Raw genomic sequence first — 16,155 nt, forward strand, 5'->3', positions numbered from 1 at the left:
GCAGCCCCGACCGCCGCCAATGCGCGCCGAGATGAGAGTGACCCGACCGCAGCATGCGCCGCCAGGCGCGGCGCGCCCCAGACGCCGGGGGCGCGGCTGATGCGGCACAGCCTGCCTCATGCGCCGCAATTCTATGTGACGGCGCCGCAGCCCTGCCCCTATCTGCACGGCCGGGCCGAACGCAAGCTGTTCACCGCGCTGACCGGCGATTCGGCCAACGAGCTGAACAACGCCCTGTCGCGCCAGGGCTTCCGCCGCTCGCAGAACGTGCTTTACCGGCCCAGCTGCGAAAGCTGCGTGGCCTGCATGTCGGCGCGCATCCGGGTGTCCGAGTTCCAGCCCTCGCGCACGCAGCGCCGGATCGCGCGCAGGAACGTGCATCTGCGCCGCCTTGCCACCAGCGCCTGGGCGACCGAGGAACAGTATGAACTGTTCCGCGCCTATCTGGACGAACGCCATGCCGACGGCGGCATGGCCGACATGGACATCTTCGAATTCGCCGCGATGATCGAGGAGACGCCGGTGCGCACCCGCGTCATCGAATATCGCACGCACCAGGGCGACAGCAGCGAGATCCCGCCGCCGCCCGGCAGCGACCGGCTGGTCGCGGTCTGCCTGACCGACGTGCTGGATGACGGGCTGAGCCTGGTCTACAGCTTCTACGACCCGGCGCTGGAAAGCGCGAGCCTGGGCACGCATATCATCCTGGACCATATCGATCTGGCGCGCAGCGCCGGCCTGCCCTTCGTCTACCTGGGCTATTGGGTGCCCGGCAGCCGCAAGATGGACTACAAGGCGAAATTCTCGGCGCTGGAGATCTACAAGGGCGGCGTCTGGCAGCCGATCGGCGACCCGGCGCAGCACACGTCGGACATCCACCCCCTGTCCATCGACCCCATCGTCGAGCAGGTGGCGCGGATCAACCTGCCCTCGAACCGGAAATGATTACCGAAAAGCCGGTGTCTTGGTAAGAATATTTCAAGAATTTGCGGCAGCGGGTCATTTTCTTGGACAATCGCCATTGACCGCGCCTCGCCGCACCCATAGTTTTCCGCGTCGCAGCGGGGCGGCTGTCCCCGCCGCGTTTTTGTTCAGAGATGGAGAATGGGCATGTCCCGACAGATGACGGGTGCAAGGATGGTTATCGAGGCTCTGCGCGATCAGGGCGTCGATACGGTATTCGGCTATCCGGGCGGGGCGGTACTTCCCATCTATGACGAGATTTTCCAGCAAAACGACATCAAGCACATCCTGGTCCGCCACGAACAGGGCGCCGTCCACATGGCCGAGGGCTATGCCCGCTCGACCGGCAAGCCGGGGGTGGTGCTGGTCACGTCCGGTCCCGGCGCGACCAATGCCGTCACCGGGCTGACCGACGCGCTGATGGATTCGATCCCCATCGTCGTGCTGACCGGGCAGGTTCCGACCTTCCTGATCGGCACCGACGGCTTCCAGGAGGCCGACACCATCGGCATCACCCGCCCCTGCACCAAGCACAACTGGCTGGTGAAAGAGACGGACGAGTTGGCGGCGACGATCCACAAGGCCTTCCACATCGCCACCTCGGGCCGTCCGGGGCCGGTGCTGATCGACATCCCCAAGGACGTGCAATTCGCCACCGGCGAATATGTCGGGCCCAAGCAGATCGAGACGCCCAGCTACCAGCCGGCGAAGAAGGGCGACCTGGCCACCATCACCCGGCTGGTCGAGCTGATGGAGACGGCCGAGCGGCCGATCTTCTATACCGGCGGCGGCGTCATCAACTCGGGCCCCGGCGCCAGCCAACTGCTGCGCGAGCTGGCGGATGCGACGGGCTTTCCCATCACCTCGACGCTGATGGGGCTGGGGGCCTATCCGGCCTCGGGGTCGAAATGGATCGGCATGCTGGGCATGCATGGCCTCTACGAGGCCAACATGGCCATGCACGATTGCGACCTGATGATCGCCATCGGCGCACGCTTCGACGACCGCATCACCGGGCGGGTCGCGGATTTCAGCCCCGGCTCGGTGAAGGCGCAGATCGACATCGACCCCAGCTCGATCAACAAGGTGATCCATGTCGACCTGCCCATCGTCGGCGATGTCGGCCATGTGCTGGAAGACATGCTGAAGGTCTGGAAGGCCCGCGGCCGCAAGACCAATGCCGAGCCGCTGCGGGCATGGTGGGCGCAGATCGAGCAGTGGAAGGCGCGCAACTGCCTTGCCTATCGCAACTCGGACAAGGTCATCAAGCCGCAGCACGCCTTGCAGCGCCTGCAGGCGCTGACCGCCGCGCGCAAGCCCTATTTCACCACCGAGGTCGGCCAGCATCAGATGTGGGCGGCGCAGTTCCTGCATTTCGAGGATCCGAACCACTGGATGACCTCGGGCGGGCTGGGGACGATGGGCTATGGCCTGCCCGCCTCGATCGGGGTGCAGGTCGCCCATCCCGAGGCGCTGGTGGTCAACGTCGCCGGCGAGGCGTCCTGGCTGATGAACATGCAGGAAATGGCGACTGCCGTGCAGTTCCGCGCGCCGGTCAAGCAGTTCATCCTGAACAACGAGCGCCTGGGCATGGTCCGGCAATGGCAGCAATTGCTGCATGGCGAGCGCTACAGCCAGAGCTGGTCGGAAAGCCTGCCCGATTTCGTCAAGCTGGCCGAGGCCTTTGGCTGCGGCGGGCGCACGGTTTCGGACCCGGCCGACCTGGACGCGGCGATCCAGGAGATGATCGACTATGACGGCCCGTTCATCCTGGACGTGCTGGTCGAAAAGCACGAGAACTGCTTCCCGATGATCCCCTCGGGCAAGCCGCATAACGAGATGCTCTTGGGCGAGGCATCGACCGAAGGCGCCATTACCGGCGCCGGCGCGGCCCTGGTCTGAGGTTAGGAGAAGAACATGGCGGCACTGAACATCCAGAAGGGCGCATCCAGCCATTCGGCCTATGATCTGCGCGACCCCAACGCCCAGACCATCGAAAGCCACACCCTCGCGGTGCTGGTCGAGAACGAGCCGGGCGTGCTGGCGCGCGTGATCGGCCTGTTTTCCGGGCGCGGCTACAATATCGACAGCCTGACCGTGGCCGAGGTGGACCACCTGGGCCACCGCTCGCGCATCACCATCGTCACCCGCGGCACCCCCGCGGTGATCGAGCAGATCAAGGCGCAGCTTGGCCGCATCGTGCCGGTGCATGATGTCCACGACCTGACCGTCGAGGGCCCCTGCGTCGAGCGCGAGCTGGGCCTGTTCAAGGTCACGAGCAAGGGCGACAAGCGGGTCGAGGCGCTGCGGATCGCCGAGATCTTCCGCGCCAGCGTGGTCGATTCGACCCTGGAGAGCTTTGTCTTCGAAATCACCGGCACGCCCGAGAAGCTGGACGCCTTTGCCGAGTTGATGCGGCCCCTGGGCCTGTCGGACCAGGCCCGGACCGGCGTCGCCGCGCTGGCGCGCGGCGCCTGACGAATCAGCGGGCGGCCGCCAGTCTCAGCGGCCGCTCTTGCGCCTCGCCTTCGCGGTTCGAAATCACCCGCAGCACCGGGCGGGCCGGTTCGGGTTTTTCGCCCATGTCCCGCAGCAGGCTGGGCAGTTCCGACCGCTTGTTGCCCCCGACGATGCTGACGGAGCGGGCATGGCGCAGGTCGGCCTGCATTTCGATCTCAAGCTCGACCAGGTCGCCCGCCTCGGGCCATTCCGTTTCGACGAACAGGTTTTCCCTGCCCTGCAGATAGGCCAGGGCGCCATGATCCTCGCACCAGATCACGGCCTTCTCCTTGGCTGGACTGCTCCATAAAATAACCCCGATCATGAAAGCTCCTAAAAGACAAAGCCGCCCGGCAATAAGGACGTGACCCAACCCAAGCGGGAAACTATCGGCAATTTCTCGCCTATGAAAGCAATTTCTGGCGGAACCGTTCAGTTTGAGGGGGAGTCGGCAGGCAAATTGATCTTTTACGGCTGCGGCCTGCCTGAATTTCAGCTTTTGCACGAGAAAACAAACTGTTCCGTCTAGTCTGCGGCCGATGCAGCAGCGCAACAGCGGCCGGGCTATCGCACCCGGCCCGCCCGGTAATCGGCCACGGCCCGCGCAACCTGGCCCATGCGGGCGTTGCGCGACGGGTGGGTGCCCAGAATTTTATCACCCGGATCGGGGATGCGGGCGAAAAACAGCGCACCGTGTTCGGGATCGAAGCCGGCGTTCAGGGTGATGATCGCGCCCAGGTAATCGGCCTCGAGTTCCCAGTCCTTCGAATAGTAGCGGGCGCCGAACTGGGCGCCGAAATCCTGCGCGGTGCGAATCGCCTCGGGATCGCCGCCATAGGCGCTGGCCAGCCCGCCCAGGATCACCGCGCCCACGGTCGCGGCGCCGGTCTTGCGGCTGATATGGCCCAGGATGTGGTGGCTCGCCTCGTGCCCGATGACGAAAGCCAACTCGTCAGCATTGCGCGCCTCGCCGATCAGCGACAGGGTGAAGCCGATGATCGGCCGGCCGCTGGGATCGACGGTCTGGAAGGCGTTCGGCTCCAGCCCCGCGCGGTCGTCGACGACGAACTGGAAATCGCAGTTGATCGGCTGGGTGCGCCGCTGCAGGCATTCGCGTTCCACCGCCGGCTCCATGCGGCTGACCACCGAGACGAAGGTGCGCGCCGAGGCCGAGGCATTGGCCGGCGTGTCCGGAGCGGGCGTGATGATGACATCCGGCCCGCCGGGCTGCGGCACCCCCGGCTGCGGCACGGGCGCGGCGACACAGCCCGCCAGCACCAGCACGACCGCCGCCACCGCCTGCCATGTCCTCATCATCTGCCGCCCTCGCCTGCCCGTGTTCGCGCCACTCTAGCCGCGGCGGCCGCCTCGCGCCAAGCCCCGGACTTGCCCCCGCCGCAATATCACGCGATTGTCGGGGAAAGCCGAACGGGAAGGATCCCCGATGTTCACCATCGAGCATGATTTCGACGCGACCGTCATCACCCTGATCGACGAATTGCCACAGGCCGAGATCGGTTCGCGCCCGCTGAACGAGGATGTGGTCATCCACAGCTTCGACGACCGCGTCGTGGTCGAGCAATTCGACCCCGACACCGGCGAGCTGGCGCAGATCGTCCTGACCATCGAGCAACTGGAAGAGCTGCGCGCCGCGCTGAACCTGCCCGAGGGCAACTATCGGCTGCAACGCGGCTAGCCAAGCGGTCTGGCTAGTCGATGCGGAACAGCTTGTCGCGTGCCGTGGCGCCGCGGACCAGCACCAGCCGCGACTTGGCCACCCCCAGCGCCTTGGCCAGCAGCTTGACCACCGCGGCATTGGCCTTGCCGTCCTCGGGGACCACGGTAACGGTGACGCGGATCGCCTCGCCGTCCAGGATCACCGCATTGCGCGAGGCGCGCGGGGTGACGCGCACCGCGATTTCGGCGCCGGGCCGGGCAAGATGGCTAAGGTCTGTCATGCCCCTTTCAAGCCGGGCGCGGCGAAAAAGGCAATGCCGGCTGGTGCCGGCGGGCCGGCGCGGCTATCTGATGGCCAGGACATGCGCGAACCCGACGAGGACCGAATGGAATATGCCGATCCCGCCACCCTGGCCTTCCTGGCCAGCCGCCGCTCGCACCCGCCGAAACTGCTGGCCGGCCCGCCCCCCTCGCGCGAGGCGCTGATGGAGCTGCTGGAACTGGCCGCCCGCGTGCCCGACCACGGCAAGCTGGAGCCCTGGCGCTTTGCCGTGCTGGAGCGCGCGACGCTCGACCGGCTGGCCCCGGTGCTGGCCCGGCACGTGCTGGACCAGGGCGGGGACGAGGCGGCGGCGGAAAAGGCCCGCTCGGCCTTTGGCTCGCCGGTGATCGTGGCGGTGGTCTCGGCCCCGGTCGAAAGCCCCAAGGTGCCGGAATGGGAACAGTTCCTGTCCGCGGGCGCCGTCTGCCTGGAGCTGGTGAACGCGGCGCTGGCGGCGGGCTACGGCGCCGCCTGGCTGACCGGCGCGGCGGTCGAGGTGGATTTCGCCCGCGCCCATCTGGGCCTGGCCGAGGGCGAGCGGATCGTCGGGCTGGTCCATATCGGCCGGCGCGGCCCGACCCCGCCCGAGCGTCCGCGCCCGGATGTCGCGGCCAAGACCACCTTCCTGTGATGGTGCTGCGGGCGCTGATCCTGGCTTGGGGCGACCTGCTGCGGCCGCGCATCTTCGGCGTGGTCGCGCTTGGCGTGGCGCTGACGCTGGCCTTGTTCCTGGTATTGCAGGCCGGCGCCTTCTGGGCGATCCGCGCCTTTGCCCCCGAGACGCTGACCCTGCCCTGGATCGGCGCCGTGCCGCTGGCGCCCGCGCTGTCCTGGGGCTCGCTGGCGCTGTTCCCCTTGATGAGCATCTTCCTGATGATCCCGGTCGCCGCCGGCTTTTCAGGTCTGTTCGCCGAGCGCGTCGCCGAGGCGGTCGAAGAGACGCATTATCCCGCCGCCAAGGGCCTGCCCGTCGATTTCTGGGACGGGCTGTGGGAATCGCTGGCGGTCATGGGCGCGGTGATCCTGGTCACGCTGGCGACGCTGGCGCTGACGCCCTTCCTGGGCCCGCTGGCCTCGCTGCTGTTCTATGGCGGCAACGGCTGGCTGCTGGGGCGCGAGTTCTTCCAGATGGCGGCGCGGCGCCACCTGCACGAGCCGCAGGCGACCGCCCTGCGCCGCAGCCTGGCCATGCAGGCGACGGCGCTGGGGGTGCTGATCGCGGCGCTTCTGACGGTGCCGGTGCTGAACGTGGTCGTCCCGGTGCTGGCGGCGGCGGGGTTCACCCACCTCTACCATCTCAGCGCGTCCAGGCCTCGAGGTCGGCGCGGGTGATGACGCCGGCGATGATGACATAGGCGATCACGCCCCAGATCAGCCCGGCGATCAGCGTCGCCCACAGCGCCTTCTTCTTCAGCTTGGGCTCGTGCGGGGCACCGGCGGGGGTGCCGGGCGTCACCTGCCCGACATCGGCCTGGCTTTGCTGGCCGATCGGCAGCAGCACGAACAGCACCAGGAACCACAGCACGGCGTAAAGGACGATGCCCCCGGTCAGGCTCATCAGACCTGCTCCAGCTCGATCAGGCAGCCGTTGAAGTCCTTGGGATGCAGGAACAGCACCGGCTTGCCATGGGCGCCGATCTTGGGCTCGCCATTGCCCAGCACGCGCGCGCCCTCGGACTTCAGCTTGTCGCGGGCGGCCAGGATGTCGTCGACCTCGAAGCACATGTGATGGATGCCGCCCGAGGGGTTCTTTTCCAGGAAGCCCTTGATCGGGCTGTCCTCGCCCAGGGGATAGAGCAGCTCGATCTTGGTGTTCGGCAGCTCGATGAAGACGACGGTGACGCCATGGTCGGGTTCGTCCTGCGGCGGGCCGACCTTGGCGCCAAGGCTGTTTTCATATTGCGCCGCCGCGGCCTTCAGGTCGGGCACGGCAATGGCGACATGGTTCAGGCGTCCGATCATCACTTCCTCCGTCATTTGCGCCCTTCTAAGGCCAGAGCCCAGCCGGGGAAAGGAAAACAAACCGCCGTTAACCGCTTCTTAGGGAAAACGCGCAATCCTTGGGACAGTTGGTGATTCCCAGTTAGGATTTTGCGAGATGGAACAGGAAAGCATCGGTGCGGAAGACTTTCCCACCTGGCGGGCCGCCCTGCCGAACCGGCCGCTGGCCGGGCTGACGGTGCTGGTGGTCGAGGATTCGCGCGTCGCCTCCGAGGCGGTGCGGCTGCTGTGCCTGCGTTCGGGCGCGCGCATCCGGCGGGCCGACTGCATCCGCTCGGCCCTGCGGCATCTTCAGACCTATCGGCCGGGGGCGGTGATCGTGGACATGGGCCTGCCCGACGGCGACGGCGCCGACATGATCGCCACCATCGCCCGCGCGATGCCGCGGGTGCCGGTGATCCTGGGCATCTCGGGCGATCCGGCCAGGCGCAAGGCGGCGATCCGGGCCGGCGCGGACGGTTTCCTGGCAAAGCCCGTCGAAAGCCTGGCGCTGTTCCAGGAGGCGATCCTGGCCGCCCTGCCGCCCGACGCGCGGCCGCAAGGGCTGCGCGCCCTGCCCGACGACATGATCGCCGCCGACCCCGAGGCGCTGCGCAACGACCTGGCGCATGTCGCCGACGTGCTGGCGCAGGCCGACGACACCGCCGCCATCGACTATATCGCCCGATTCCTGGCCGGGGTCGCCCGCTCGGCCCATGACCGGATGCTGGAGGATGCGGCGACCACGCTGGCGCGCGACCACGCGCAGGGCCGGGCGCTCGCCACCGACCTGGCGCGGATCAGCGGGCTGGTGCAGGACCGGCTGGCAAGCGCGCGGATCTCGTAGGCCCTAGCCCGCGGTCAGCGCCGACAGGCTTTGCCGCTGGCGTCCCTGGGTATCGAAATTGCCGGGCGCGAGCCATGCCTGGTGCGCACGCGCCAGGGCGGGCCAGTCGCGGTCGATGATCGCATACCAGGCCGTGTCGCGGTTGCGGCCCTTATAGATCATATGCTGGCGGAAAATGCCCTCGAAGACAAAGCCATAGCGCAGCGCCGCCCGACGCGAGGGGGCGTTCAGGGCGTCGCATTTCCATTCGACCCGGCGATAGCCGGCCTCGAAGGCCCAGCCGATCATCAGCGAAATGGCCTCGGTCGCGGCCGGGCTGCGCTGCATCGGCGGCGCGATCTCGATATGGCCGATCTCGATCACCCCATTGGCCGGGTCGATGCGCAGGAACGAGGCAAGCCCGCCCACCTTGCCGGTCGCGCGGTCGCGCAGGGCATAGAAATACGGGTCCGCCTTGGCCGCCATCCCGGCCTGCCAGGCGCGATAGGCCGGCAGGTCGGCGAACGGGCCATAGCCCAGGTAATCCCAGACCCAATCCTGGCCCCGGTTGGCCGCGAACAGATCCTCGGCATGGCGGTCGGGGTCCAGACGCTCCAGCAGGACATGGCGGCCCTCGATCCGGTCGGGACCGGGCGGGGGCGGCGGCACGAAGCCCGCGACCAGGGGCCCGGTCGGCCGCGGGCCGTCGCCCTGGGCAAAAGGCGCGGGCGCGCGGTCGGGGTGATCCTGGGACATGGGCAGGGCTCCGGCAAGGGCTCAGGCCAGCATCCCAGGATCGCCGCCAAGGTCAAGGCCGGGAAAGATCTCGCGCTCCAGCCTGTCGCGCCCGATGCCGAACAGCCCATGCATGGCCCAGGCGGCATAGGCGCGGATGTCGCGCGTGGGCATCAGGTCGCGGCCGGCGTAAAGCTGGTCCTCGCCCAGGCCCGGCCAGTCGCCAAAGGCGCGCCCGCCCCGGATCGCGCCGCCCGCCATCAACAGCGCGCCGCCGGTGCCGTGATCGGTCCCGCCCGAGCCGTTCTCGCGCACGGTGCGGCCGAATTCGGTCATGGCCAGAACCGTGGTCCGGCCCCAGTTCGGCCCCAGCCCCTCGCGCAGCTTCAGGATCGCCGCCGCCAGCCGGTCCAGCCCCCGGCCCAGCACGACGGGCTGGTTGGCATGGCTGTCCCAGCCGGCAAGGGAAAAGGCGGCGATGCGGCTTTCGGCGTTCAGCCGGCTGGCGGTAAAGGCGGCCAGCGCCTCGGCATCGGCGGTCGGGCCCGGCATCTTGCCCAGGTCCGAGGTCTCGGCGCTGATCTGCACCGCGTCCTGCGCCGCATCGCGAAACAGCGGGTCGTCGTGATAGACATGCTCCAGCAGCATCTGCGCCTGCGGCGACAGCTTCAGCCAGGCCCGCGGCGCCCAGCTGAGATGCGCGGCCTTGCCGGTCAGGATCTTCATCTGCTCGACGCCGACCGCATAGGCAGTCTCGGCCGTGGCGCCGGGCGTCGCCTGCAACAGCCGGTTCAGCCAGCCGCCCACCCGCCGGTCCACCGGCAGGTCGTTGCCGGTTCCCGCCTCCAGCAGGTCCTGGCCGTCGAAATGGCTGCGCTTGTCGCGATAGGGGGTCGAGACGGCATGGGCAAAGGCCAACTCGCCCTTTTGCCACAGCGGCAACAGCGGCTCCAGCCGCGGATGCAGCGCATAGAAGCCGTCGAGGTCCAGCGCGCCGTTTTCCGGCCCGACCGAAAGGTTGCGGCGCAGCTTGGCCAGCATCGGGTCGCCATAGGGCTGGATCGCATCGAGCCCGTCCATGGCGCCGCGCAGGATGATGACGACCAGCCGGTTCTCGCCCGGAAGCGCGGCGAAGGTCATGGAACTCATCAACGGATGCGCCGCGGCCGAGCAGCCGATCAGCGCCGCCCCCTTCAGAAACAGGCGCCGGTCCAGTGTCAGCATCTGCCTACCCTCCTATCGCCGGTTGAAATCGCCCGAGGCGAGGATCAGCGCCACGCCCTCGGCCGCCGATTCCGCCTTGGGCACGGCCCAGGCCAGTTCCGCCGACTGCGTGCCGCCGAAAGCCGAGACCAGCATCTCGCGCGGGTCGGGCAATTCGTCCAGCAGCAGGCGGGGAATGCGCAGCGACCAGTTGATCCGCGCGGCCAGCGTCTGCGCCGCGATCCAGGCATCGGCCGTCTCGGGCCAGCCGTCGGGGCCCTTGGGCCGGCCCCAGGGCTGGCCCATGGCCTCGAGCGGGCCCCAGGCGATGCGGCGGAACACGGGCAGCTCCAGCCGGGCGATCCCTTCGCCGCGGATGCCCAGCGCCCTGAGCCCGGCCACGCAGAAATCGAAGGGCTGGCGCACCTTCTGCCGCAGGCCGGAGGCCAGGTCGGGATGGCTGGCCAGCACGCGATAGACCTGCGGCAGGTCGCCGTCCGTGTCGCGCCAGGTGGCCGCCATGGCCTCGACCAGATCCTCGGACGGGTCGTCCGCGACGAAATGCACCGCCAGCTTGCGCGACAGGTGCCGCGCGGTCTCGGGCCGGCGGGCGATGTCGCGAAAGGCGTCGCGGATGGCGTCGAGCCCGTCGCGCCGGCCGCCGCCATAGGCCCGGCCCAGCACCGTCTCGGCCCCAGGCTCGGCCCAGGGCGGGCGAAAGGCGAAGCCCGACCGATGCGAAAAGCTGAGCCCGGTCAGCAGCTCGGCCAGTTCGCGCACGTCCTCTTGCTCATAACCGGCGCCCACGCCCAGCGAATGCAGCTCCAGCGCCTCGCGGGCGAGGTTCTCGTTCAGCCCGAAATTGCGGTCCGGGCGGCGCCGCGCGACGGGCGAGCCCGGCCCGCGGCTGGAGATCTGGTCCAGATAGACCAGCATCATCGGATGGGTGTCGGCGGCGAAGAACATGTCCTCGAACCGGCCGTTCACATGCGGGCGGATCGCCTCGTCCACGAAGGCCAGCGCCAGGGCGTTGTTCATCTTGTCCGTCGCGCGGACGGTGAAATGGTCGGCCCAGAACTGCACCAGCCTTTCGCCGAAGCCGATCGGGTCGTCCAGGGCGCGGATCACCCGGCGGCGCAGGCCCTCGACCGGCAGGTCGCCGAGCTGGCGCTCGGCCTCCTGCCCCTCGGGCGGCTCGGGCCGCCCCTCGCGCCGGGCGAGGCGGACATCGCGAAACCGCGTCGCAAGGGCGCTGGCCTTTTCGGTGGTCATCGCCTCGGGGCCAGGACCGGCGCTTGCGGGACCGGCCAGAACCGCCTCGACATCGGCGGGCGGCGGCATCAACGGCGACAGACCAAAGCCCAGCCGGATCGCCGCCAGTTCGGGAAATCCAAAGCTCATGCAATCATCCCTTGCAGGGGAAATCGCCCCCATGCGCAGGTTATGGCACGGCCTCGGCCCGAGGTCAGTTCACGCTTTCTTCAGCATGCGGCGATGCGGCAACAGACTGCCGACGCAGCGCCGCCAAGCTTACTCGCGCGGCAGCACGCGCAGGCGCAGCTCGCGCAGCTGCTCGTTCGTCGGCTCGCTGGGGGCGCCCATCATCAGGTCTTCGGCGCGCTGGTTCATCGGGAACATGATGACCTCGCGGATGTTCACCTCGTCGGCCAGCAGCATGACGATGCGGTCGATCCCCGCCGCGCAGCCGCCGTGCGGGGGCGCGCCATAGCGGAAGGCCTTGACCATGCCGCCGAACCGCTTTTCCACCTCGTCCCGGCCATAGCCGGCCAGTTCGAAGGCGCGGAACATGATCTCGGGGCGGTGGTTGCGGATCGCGCCCGAGACCAGCTCATAGCCGTTGCAGGCCAGGTCGTATTGATAGCCCTTGACCGCCAGCGGGTCGCCCGCCAGCGCATCCAGGCCCCCCTGCGGCATCGAGAACGGGTTGTGGCTGAAGTCGATCCGCCCGTCCTCGCCCTTTTCATACATCGGGAAATCGACGATCCAGGCAAACTTGAACTGGTTCTCGTCGATCAGGCCCAGCTCGCGGCCGATCTCGTTGCGCGCGCGGCCGGCGACGGCCTCGAAACCCTCGGGCTTGCCGCCCAGGAAGAAGGCCGCGTCGCCCTCGCCCAGGCCCAGCTGGGTGCGGATCGCCTCGGTCTTCTCGGGGCCCAGCGCCTTGGCGATGGGGCCGGCGGCTTCGGTCGTGCCGTCCTCGGCCTTGCGCCAGAAGATATAGCCCATGCCGGGCAGGCCCTGCTGCTGGGCGAATGCGTTCATGCGGTCGGCGAACTTGCGCGAGCCGCCGGTGGGCGCGGGAATGGCGCGGACCTCGGTGCCCTCCTGCTCCAGCAACTTCGCGAAGATCGCAAAGCCCGAGCCGCGGAAATGCTCGCTGACCACCTGCATCTCGATGGGGTTGCGCAGGTCGGGCTTGTCCGAGCCGTATTTCAGCATCGCCTCGGCATAGGGGATGCGCGGCCAGGTCGCGTCGACCCGGCGGCCGCCGCCGAAGGTTTCGAACAGGCCCTGGATCACCGGCTGGACGGCGCGGAACACGTCCTCCTGCTCGACGAAGGACATCTCGACGTCGAGCTGGTAGAAATCGGTGGGCGAGCGGTCGGCGCGCGGATCCTCGTCGCGGAAGCAGGGCGCGATCTGGAAATACTTGTCGAAGCCCGCGACCATGATCAGCTGCTTGAACTGCTGCGGCGCCTGCGGCAGGGCGTAGAACTTGCCCGGATGCAGGCGCGAGGGCACCAGGAAGTCGCGCGCGCCCTCGGGCGAGCTGGCGGTGATGATCGGGGTCTGGAACTCGGTGAAGCCCTGGTCCCACATCGCGTCGCGCAGCCATTTGACCACGCGCGAGCGCAGCATGATGTTGTTGTGCAGGCTTTCGCGGCGCAGGTCGAGGAAGCGATAGGCCAGCCGCGTCTCCTCGGGATAGTCCTGGTCGCCGAAGACCGGCAGCGGCAGGTCGTCCGCGGCGCCCAGGATCTCCATATCGGTGGCATAGACCTCGATCTCGCCGGTGGGCAGCTTGGGGTTGACCAGGCTCGGGTCGCGCAGCTTGACGCGGCCGTCGATGCGGATCACCGTCTCGGCCCGCAGCTTTTCCAGTGCCGGGAAGGCGGGCGAGTCGCTGTCGGCGATCACCTGGGTGATGCCGTAATGGTCGCGCAGGTCGATGAACAGCACCCCGCCATGGTCGCGGACCCGGTGGACCCAGCCGGACAGACGGACTTCGGACCCGGCGGCAGCGGCGGTCAGCTCGCCGCAGGTATGGCTGCGATAGGCGCTCATCGTTTTTCCCCTTGCGTATCGGCCCCGCATGAACCGCGCCGCGCGGGCGAAGTCAAGCAATCAGAACGGCCTCACCACGTTGCCGGTGTAGAAATAGGCGCCCATGCCGACGGCAAAGAGGACATTCCCCGCCACCGCATGCAAGACCCAGGCCGAGGGGAAGCCGCGCTCCAGATAGGCGCGGGCAAAGAACCAGCCGCCGACGAAGGTCAGCACCGCCACCACCCAGGACCAATACATCAGGTGCGCAAAGGAAAACACCGCCGCGTTCAGCGCGATCGCCCCCTGTCCCGCCGGCAGCAGCGCGGCGTAGCGGTGGAAGAACAGCGGGCGAAAGATCAGCTCCTGCGGCAGGGCCGAGAGGATCGGGTAGAACACCCAGATCACCGGCAGGAACTCGGGCCGCTGCCGCACGATCTGGAAGATCGAGTTCGGCCGGTCGAGCGCCAGGATCGCCAGCCCCGTCAGCAGGGTGGCCAGCGCGATGGCCAGGATCTCGCGCCAGGGCAAGCGGCTCCAGCCGCGCACCAGACTGTGCCAGTGAAAGCCGCCGGTGCGCCACAAGAGGCCCAGCCCCGCCAGGCTGAACACCGCCAGCGCCTCGAACAGCATGTGGCCGGGCAGGAACAGCGCGATGACCAGCGGCGCCCCCAGGTAGAGCGCCGCGAATTCGGCCCAGAGCAGGCCGCGCCTTATTGCAGGCGCTGGCTCAGCCATGCCCGCCACTGCGCGGGCGAGCCCGCAAAGACGTTCAGGTCCACGTTGCCGCGGATCCCCGGCACGATGCCGGTGCCGGTATATTGCCAGAACGTATAGCGCTGGCCGGGATAGACGATGCGCGGATGGCCCGCGACCGAGCGCAGCCAGAACTCCTCGGGCCAGGAGCCGAGGTTGTTGTCGCGGTAGAAATCGACCGTCGTGTAGATGATCGGGCGCTGGCCATAGTGCCGGTGCAGGATGTCCTTGAAGATCTTGGCCTCGCGCAGCACCTCGTGGCTGGCCGGGCGATGCGGGCAGGTCTTGGAGGCGGTCCATTCCAGGTCCAGCACCGGCGGCATGGCACCGCGTTCCCTGGGCACGTTGGCGATGAACCAGGCCGCCTGTTCCGAGCCCGAGCGGCAGAAATAGAAATAGTGATAGGCGCCGCGCGGGATGCGGGCCTGCGCCGCCTCCTGCCAGTAGCGGCGGAAGTTCGGGTCGGCATGGTCGCCGCCTTCGGTCGCCTTGATGAAGGCGAAGCTGATGCCCGAACTGCGCACCCGGTGCCAGTCGATCTCGCCCTGCCAGCGCGAGATGTCGATGCCGTGGACCGGGTGGTCATAGGGATGCCCGCCGATCCAGGGATGCGGCGCGCTGTCGCCGAACTGCGGGCCGCTGCCCTGCCCCGCCATCACCGCCGGCCCGCTCGAGGGCCCCCCGCAGGAGGCCAGCGCGACCAGCGCCAGCACTGCCATAATCTTGCCCAGGAATGTCATCTCTGCCCTCTGCCCGCGCCTTTCCAGCGCCTTCGTCCCTGCGCCTGTGTTCGGCGCCTGTCCGTCCTTATCGCAAAGGTGCGACGCTCTGTCACGATGGCGTGACAGTCACGAGTTTGTCAGCGGCGGCGGAGACCGTGGTCAAAGGGGCACGATCCTGCCCGACGCCTCCCTGCGGACCCCGCGGCTGGCAAGTGCGGCGCGGTCGTCGGCTTGGCGGATCAGGTCGTTATGCAGCTGCGGGATGCCGCCGTCGATATTGGCCGCGTTATATTCCTCGGCCGAATAGGCGGTGCCTTCGGCATCGTAAAGCGTAAGCGTTCCGTCGGCGGACACGTCCATGATCTTGCCCAGCGTGCCATGGGTAATGCTGAAACCCTGGAAGCTGCCGTCATAGGCCGGCTGCGTCACGCTGGTCGAATCGAAGCTGAACAGATTGGCCAGAGAGGCCGCCATCTTTTCCATTTCCCCCATTTCATGCAGTATGATATAGGTTCCGCGTTCTATTGCGGCCTTCCAGTCGCCGCTGCCGGCGCGGCCGTCCGAGCCGATACCATAAAGCCTGCCAGAGGCATCCAGCATCTGATCCTTGTGGGTTTCTATCCCGATCCTGGAACCGATGACGTCCCGCGCAGCTTTCACCAATGCGGTCGCGAAATGATACGCATTGGCCATCGCGTCACGCCGCGACAGAAAATCCGCATCGCGCTGCGGCGCCCTTGTTCCCATGGGAATTTCCTGCGCAGTTACGAAATGGCCGGGGAAAACCTTGCGGGGATCAGAGAGCGTTTTCTCCCACACATTCTTAAATCCAAATGCATCGGCAATTTCCGGGTCGAACGGGCTTCTGGAACCGTCCCCGAGCGCATATCGGAGTTCCGCTTTCCGCTTGCCTTCGGCAACCATTCGCTCGATATATTCGCTGTCGTAAAGGCCGCTGGCCGGGTCATACACGCCACTGGCCGGAACATATCTGTCAGAGGCGCCCGGACTGTCCAGGATCGGCGCAGCCTGTGGCCCGGCAACGCCATCAGTCGCCGTCGCACCCTGTCCAGCGATGGCAGCAGAGGGATCACGCTGGCTGAGGATGGTCAGAGCAATACCGGCAGATGAAAGCTGCATGGAAACGATTCCGTTCAATTAAAAACATTGCACATCGTTGGTTGATA

Annotated in this window: 19 protein-coding genes; 7 read left to right on the forward strand and 12 right to left on the reverse strand. The window is 67.7% G+C overall.

Annotation, left to right across the window (positions count from 1 at the left end):
* The first annotated feature begins 99 nt into the window (after positions 1 to 99).
* The 3 genes from KF941_RS09475 to ilvN all read left to right on the forward strand — a co-directional run bounded on the left by KF941_RS09475 (position 100) and on the right by ilvN (position 3,441).
* Complete coding sequence (locus tag KF941_RS09475) at positions 100 to 945, forward strand: arginyltransferase (protein ID WP_036751281.1); 846 nt, start codon at positions 100 to 102, stop codon at positions 943 to 945.
* 165 nt (positions 946 to 1,110) lie between these two features.
* Complete coding sequence (locus KF941_RS09480; protein ID WP_214273203.1) at positions 1,111 to 2,865, forward strand: acetolactate synthase 3 large subunit; 1,755 nt, start codon at positions 1,111 to 1,113, stop codon at positions 2,863 to 2,865.
* 15 nt (positions 2,866 to 2,880) lie between these two features.
* Positions 2,881 to 3,441, forward strand: a complete 561-nt coding sequence (gene ilvN, locus KF941_RS09485) for an acetolactate synthase small subunit (RefSeq protein WP_028712010.1) — start codon at positions 2,881 to 2,883, stop codon at positions 3,439 to 3,441.
* A 4-nt stretch (positions 3,442 to 3,445) separates the two neighbouring features.
* Here the strand turns inward: ilvN and KF941_RS09490 are convergent, their stop codons facing one another.
* Together KF941_RS09490 and KF941_RS09495 are read right to left on the reverse strand one after the other, a co-directional pair.
* Positions 3,446 to 3,742, reverse strand: a complete 297-nt coding sequence (locus tag KF941_RS09490) for a hypothetical protein (protein WP_346428980.1) — start codon at positions 3,740 to 3,742, stop codon at positions 3,446 to 3,448.
* 284 nt (positions 3,743 to 4,026) lie between these two features.
* Complete coding sequence (locus KF941_RS09495) at positions 4,027 to 4,779, reverse strand: M48 family metalloprotease (protein WP_214273205.1); 753 nt, start codon at positions 4,777 to 4,779, stop codon at positions 4,027 to 4,029.
* 127 nt (positions 4,780 to 4,906) lie between these two features.
* Between KF941_RS09495 and KF941_RS09500 the strand changes: the two genes are divergently transcribed.
* On the forward strand, positions 4,907 to 5,158 hold the full coding sequence (locus KF941_RS09500; RefSeq protein ID WP_036751286.1) for a hypothetical protein: 252 nt from the start codon (positions 4,907 to 4,909) through the stop codon (positions 5,156 to 5,158).
* Positions 5,159 to 5,171: 13 nt separating this feature from the next.
* On the opposite strand, the gene KF941_RS09505 is transcribed toward KF941_RS09500, so the two are convergent.
* On the reverse strand, positions 5,172 to 5,420 hold the full coding sequence (locus tag KF941_RS09505; RefSeq protein WP_024843098.1) for a DUF167 domain-containing protein: 249 nt from the start codon (positions 5,418 to 5,420) through the stop codon (positions 5,172 to 5,174).
* A gap of 105 nt (positions 5,421 to 5,525) precedes the next feature.
* Between KF941_RS09505 and KF941_RS09510 the strand changes: the two genes are divergently transcribed.
* Both KF941_RS09510 and KF941_RS09515 read left to right on the forward strand, forming a co-directional pair.
* Positions 5,526 to 6,092 (forward strand): nitroreductase, encoded by a 567-nt coding sequence (locus KF941_RS09510; protein ID WP_214273682.1) that lies wholly within the window; start codon positions 5,526 to 5,528, stop codon positions 6,090 to 6,092.
* Positions 6,092 to 6,793, forward strand: coding sequence for an EI24 domain-containing protein (locus tag KF941_RS09515; protein ID WP_214273683.1), 702 nt, complete (start codon positions 6,092 to 6,094; stop codon positions 6,791 to 6,793). The genes KF941_RS09510 and KF941_RS09515 overlap by 1 nt, the downstream gene beginning before the upstream one ends.
* Here KF941_RS09515 and KF941_RS09520 read toward each other — a convergent pair.
* Together KF941_RS09520 and mce are read right to left on the reverse strand one after the other, a co-directional pair.
* A complete protein-coding gene (locus tag KF941_RS09520; protein WP_036751289.1) occupies positions 6,759 to 7,019 on the reverse strand; it encodes a DUF1467 family protein in 261 nt (86 codons plus the stop codon). The genes KF941_RS09515 and KF941_RS09520 overlap by 35 nt on opposite strands.
* Complete coding sequence (gene mce, locus KF941_RS09525; RefSeq protein ID WP_036751424.1) at positions 7,019 to 7,423, reverse strand: methylmalonyl-CoA epimerase; 405 nt, start codon at positions 7,421 to 7,423, stop codon at positions 7,019 to 7,021. Before mce ends, KF941_RS09520 begins: the two co-directional genes overlap by 1 nt.
* Before the next feature lie 136 nt (positions 7,424 to 7,559).
* Between mce and KF941_RS09530 the strand changes: the two genes are divergently transcribed.
* Positions 7,560 to 8,288, forward strand: coding sequence for a response regulator (locus tag KF941_RS09530; RefSeq protein WP_214273206.1), 729 nt, complete (start codon positions 7,560 to 7,562; stop codon positions 8,286 to 8,288).
* 3 nt (positions 8,289 to 8,291) lie between these two features.
* Here the strand turns inward: KF941_RS09530 and KF941_RS09535 are convergent, their stop codons facing one another.
* The 7 genes from KF941_RS09535 to KF941_RS09565 form a co-directional block, all read right to left on the reverse strand.
* A complete protein-coding gene (locus tag KF941_RS09535) occupies positions 8,292 to 9,023 on the reverse strand; it encodes a GNAT family protein (RefSeq protein ID WP_214273207.1) in 732 nt (243 codons plus the stop codon).
* Positions 9,024 to 9,044: 21 nt separating this feature from the next.
* Entirely contained in the window at positions 9,045 to 10,226 is a 1,182-nt protein-coding gene (locus KF941_RS09540) for a DUF1501 domain-containing protein (RefSeq protein ID WP_116222928.1), read from the reverse strand.
* A 12-nt stretch (positions 10,227 to 10,238) separates the two neighbouring features.
* Entirely contained in the window at positions 10,239 to 11,606 is a 1,368-nt protein-coding gene (locus KF941_RS09545) for a DUF1800 domain-containing protein (RefSeq protein ID WP_036751295.1), read from the reverse strand.
* A 129-nt stretch (positions 11,607 to 11,735) separates the two neighbouring features.
* A complete protein-coding gene (gene aspS, locus KF941_RS09550) occupies positions 11,736 to 13,511 on the reverse strand; it encodes an aspartate--tRNA ligase (protein ID WP_036751297.1) in 1,776 nt (591 codons plus the stop codon).
* Between the two features lie 60 nt (positions 13,512 to 13,571).
* Complete coding sequence (locus tag KF941_RS09555) at positions 13,572 to 14,228, reverse strand: CPBP family glutamic-type intramembrane protease (protein WP_214273208.1); 657 nt, start codon at positions 14,226 to 14,228, stop codon at positions 13,572 to 13,574.
* A complete protein-coding gene (locus KF941_RS09560; protein WP_036751300.1) occupies positions 14,204 to 14,986 on the reverse strand; it encodes a GH25 family lysozyme in 783 nt (260 codons plus the stop codon). Before KF941_RS09560 ends, KF941_RS09555 begins: the two co-directional genes overlap by 25 nt.
* A 141-nt stretch (positions 14,987 to 15,127) precedes the next feature.
* Positions 15,128 to 16,108, reverse strand: coding sequence for a hypothetical protein (locus tag KF941_RS09565; protein WP_140847001.1), 981 nt, complete (start codon positions 16,106 to 16,108; stop codon positions 15,128 to 15,130).
* Positions 16,109 to 16,155 lie beyond the last annotated feature (47 nt).

This window comes from Paracoccus sp. pheM1, assembly GCF_018499825.1.
Taxonomy (GTDB): Bacteria; Pseudomonadota; Alphaproteobacteria; order Rhodobacterales; family Rhodobacteraceae; genus Paracoccus; species Paracoccus versutus.

Bases quoted from the DNA above. Each gene is read 5' to 3' on its own strand.
- KF941_RS09540 (WP_116222928.1), bottom strand. From the start codon at position 10,226: ATGCTGACACTGGACCGGCGCCTGTTTCTGAAGGGGGCGGCGCTGATC.
- KF941_RS09510 (WP_214273682.1), top strand. From the start codon at position 5,526: ATGGAATATGCCGATCCCGCCACCCTGGCCTTCCTGGCCAGCCGCCGC.
- KF941_RS09545 (WP_036751295.1), bottom strand. From the start codon at position 11,606: ATGAGCTTTGGATTTCCCGAACTGGCGGCGATCCGGCTGGGCTTTGGT.
- aspS (WP_036751297.1), bottom strand. From the start codon at position 13,511: ATGAGCGCCTATCGCAGCCATACCTGCGGCGAGCTGACCGCCGCTGCC.
- KF941_RS09480 (WP_214273203.1), top strand. From the start codon at position 1,111: ATGTCCCGACAGATGACGGGTGCAAGGATGGTTATCGAGGCTCTGCGC.
- KF941_RS09565 (WP_140847001.1), bottom strand. From the start codon at position 16,108: ATGCAGCTTTCATCTGCCGGTATTGCTCTGACCATCCTCAGCCAGCGT.
- KF941_RS09475 (WP_036751281.1), top strand. From the start codon at position 100: ATGCGGCACAGCCTGCCTCATGCGCCGCAATTCTATGTGACGGCGCCG.
- KF941_RS09530 (WP_214273206.1), top strand. From the start codon at position 7,560: ATGGAACAGGAAAGCATCGGTGCGGAAGACTTTCCCACCTGGCGGGCC.
- KF941_RS09560 (WP_036751300.1), bottom strand. From the start codon at position 14,986: ATGACATTCCTGGGCAAGATTATGGCAGTGCTGGCGCTGGTCGCGCTG.
- KF941_RS09500 (WP_036751286.1), top strand. From the start codon at position 4,907: ATGTTCACCATCGAGCATGATTTCGACGCGACCGTCATCACCCTGATC.
- KF941_RS09555 (WP_214273208.1), bottom strand. From the start codon at position 14,228: ATGGCTGAGCCAGCGCCTGCAATAAGGCGCGGCCTGCTCTGGGCCGAA.
- mce (WP_036751424.1), bottom strand. From the start codon at position 7,423: ATGATCGGACGCCTGAACCATGTCGCCATTGCCGTGCCCGACCTGAAG.
- KF941_RS09535 (WP_214273207.1), bottom strand. From the start codon at position 9,023: ATGTCCCAGGATCACCCCGACCGCGCGCCCGCGCCTTTTGCCCAGGGC.
- ilvN (WP_028712010.1), top strand. From the start codon at position 2,881: ATGGCGGCACTGAACATCCAGAAGGGCGCATCCAGCCATTCGGCCTAT.
- KF941_RS09515 (WP_214273683.1), top strand. From the start codon at position 6,092: ATGGTGCTGCGGGCGCTGATCCTGGCTTGGGGCGACCTGCTGCGGCCG.
- KF941_RS09520 (WP_036751289.1), bottom strand. From the start codon at position 7,019: ATGAGCCTGACCGGGGGCATCGTCCTTTACGCCGTGCTGTGGTTCCTG.
- KF941_RS09505 (WP_024843098.1), bottom strand. From the start codon at position 5,420: ATGACAGACCTTAGCCATCTTGCCCGGCCCGGCGCCGAAATCGCGGTG.
- KF941_RS09495 (WP_214273205.1), bottom strand. From the start codon at position 4,779: ATGATGAGGACATGGCAGGCGGTGGCGGCGGTCGTGCTGGTGCTGGCG.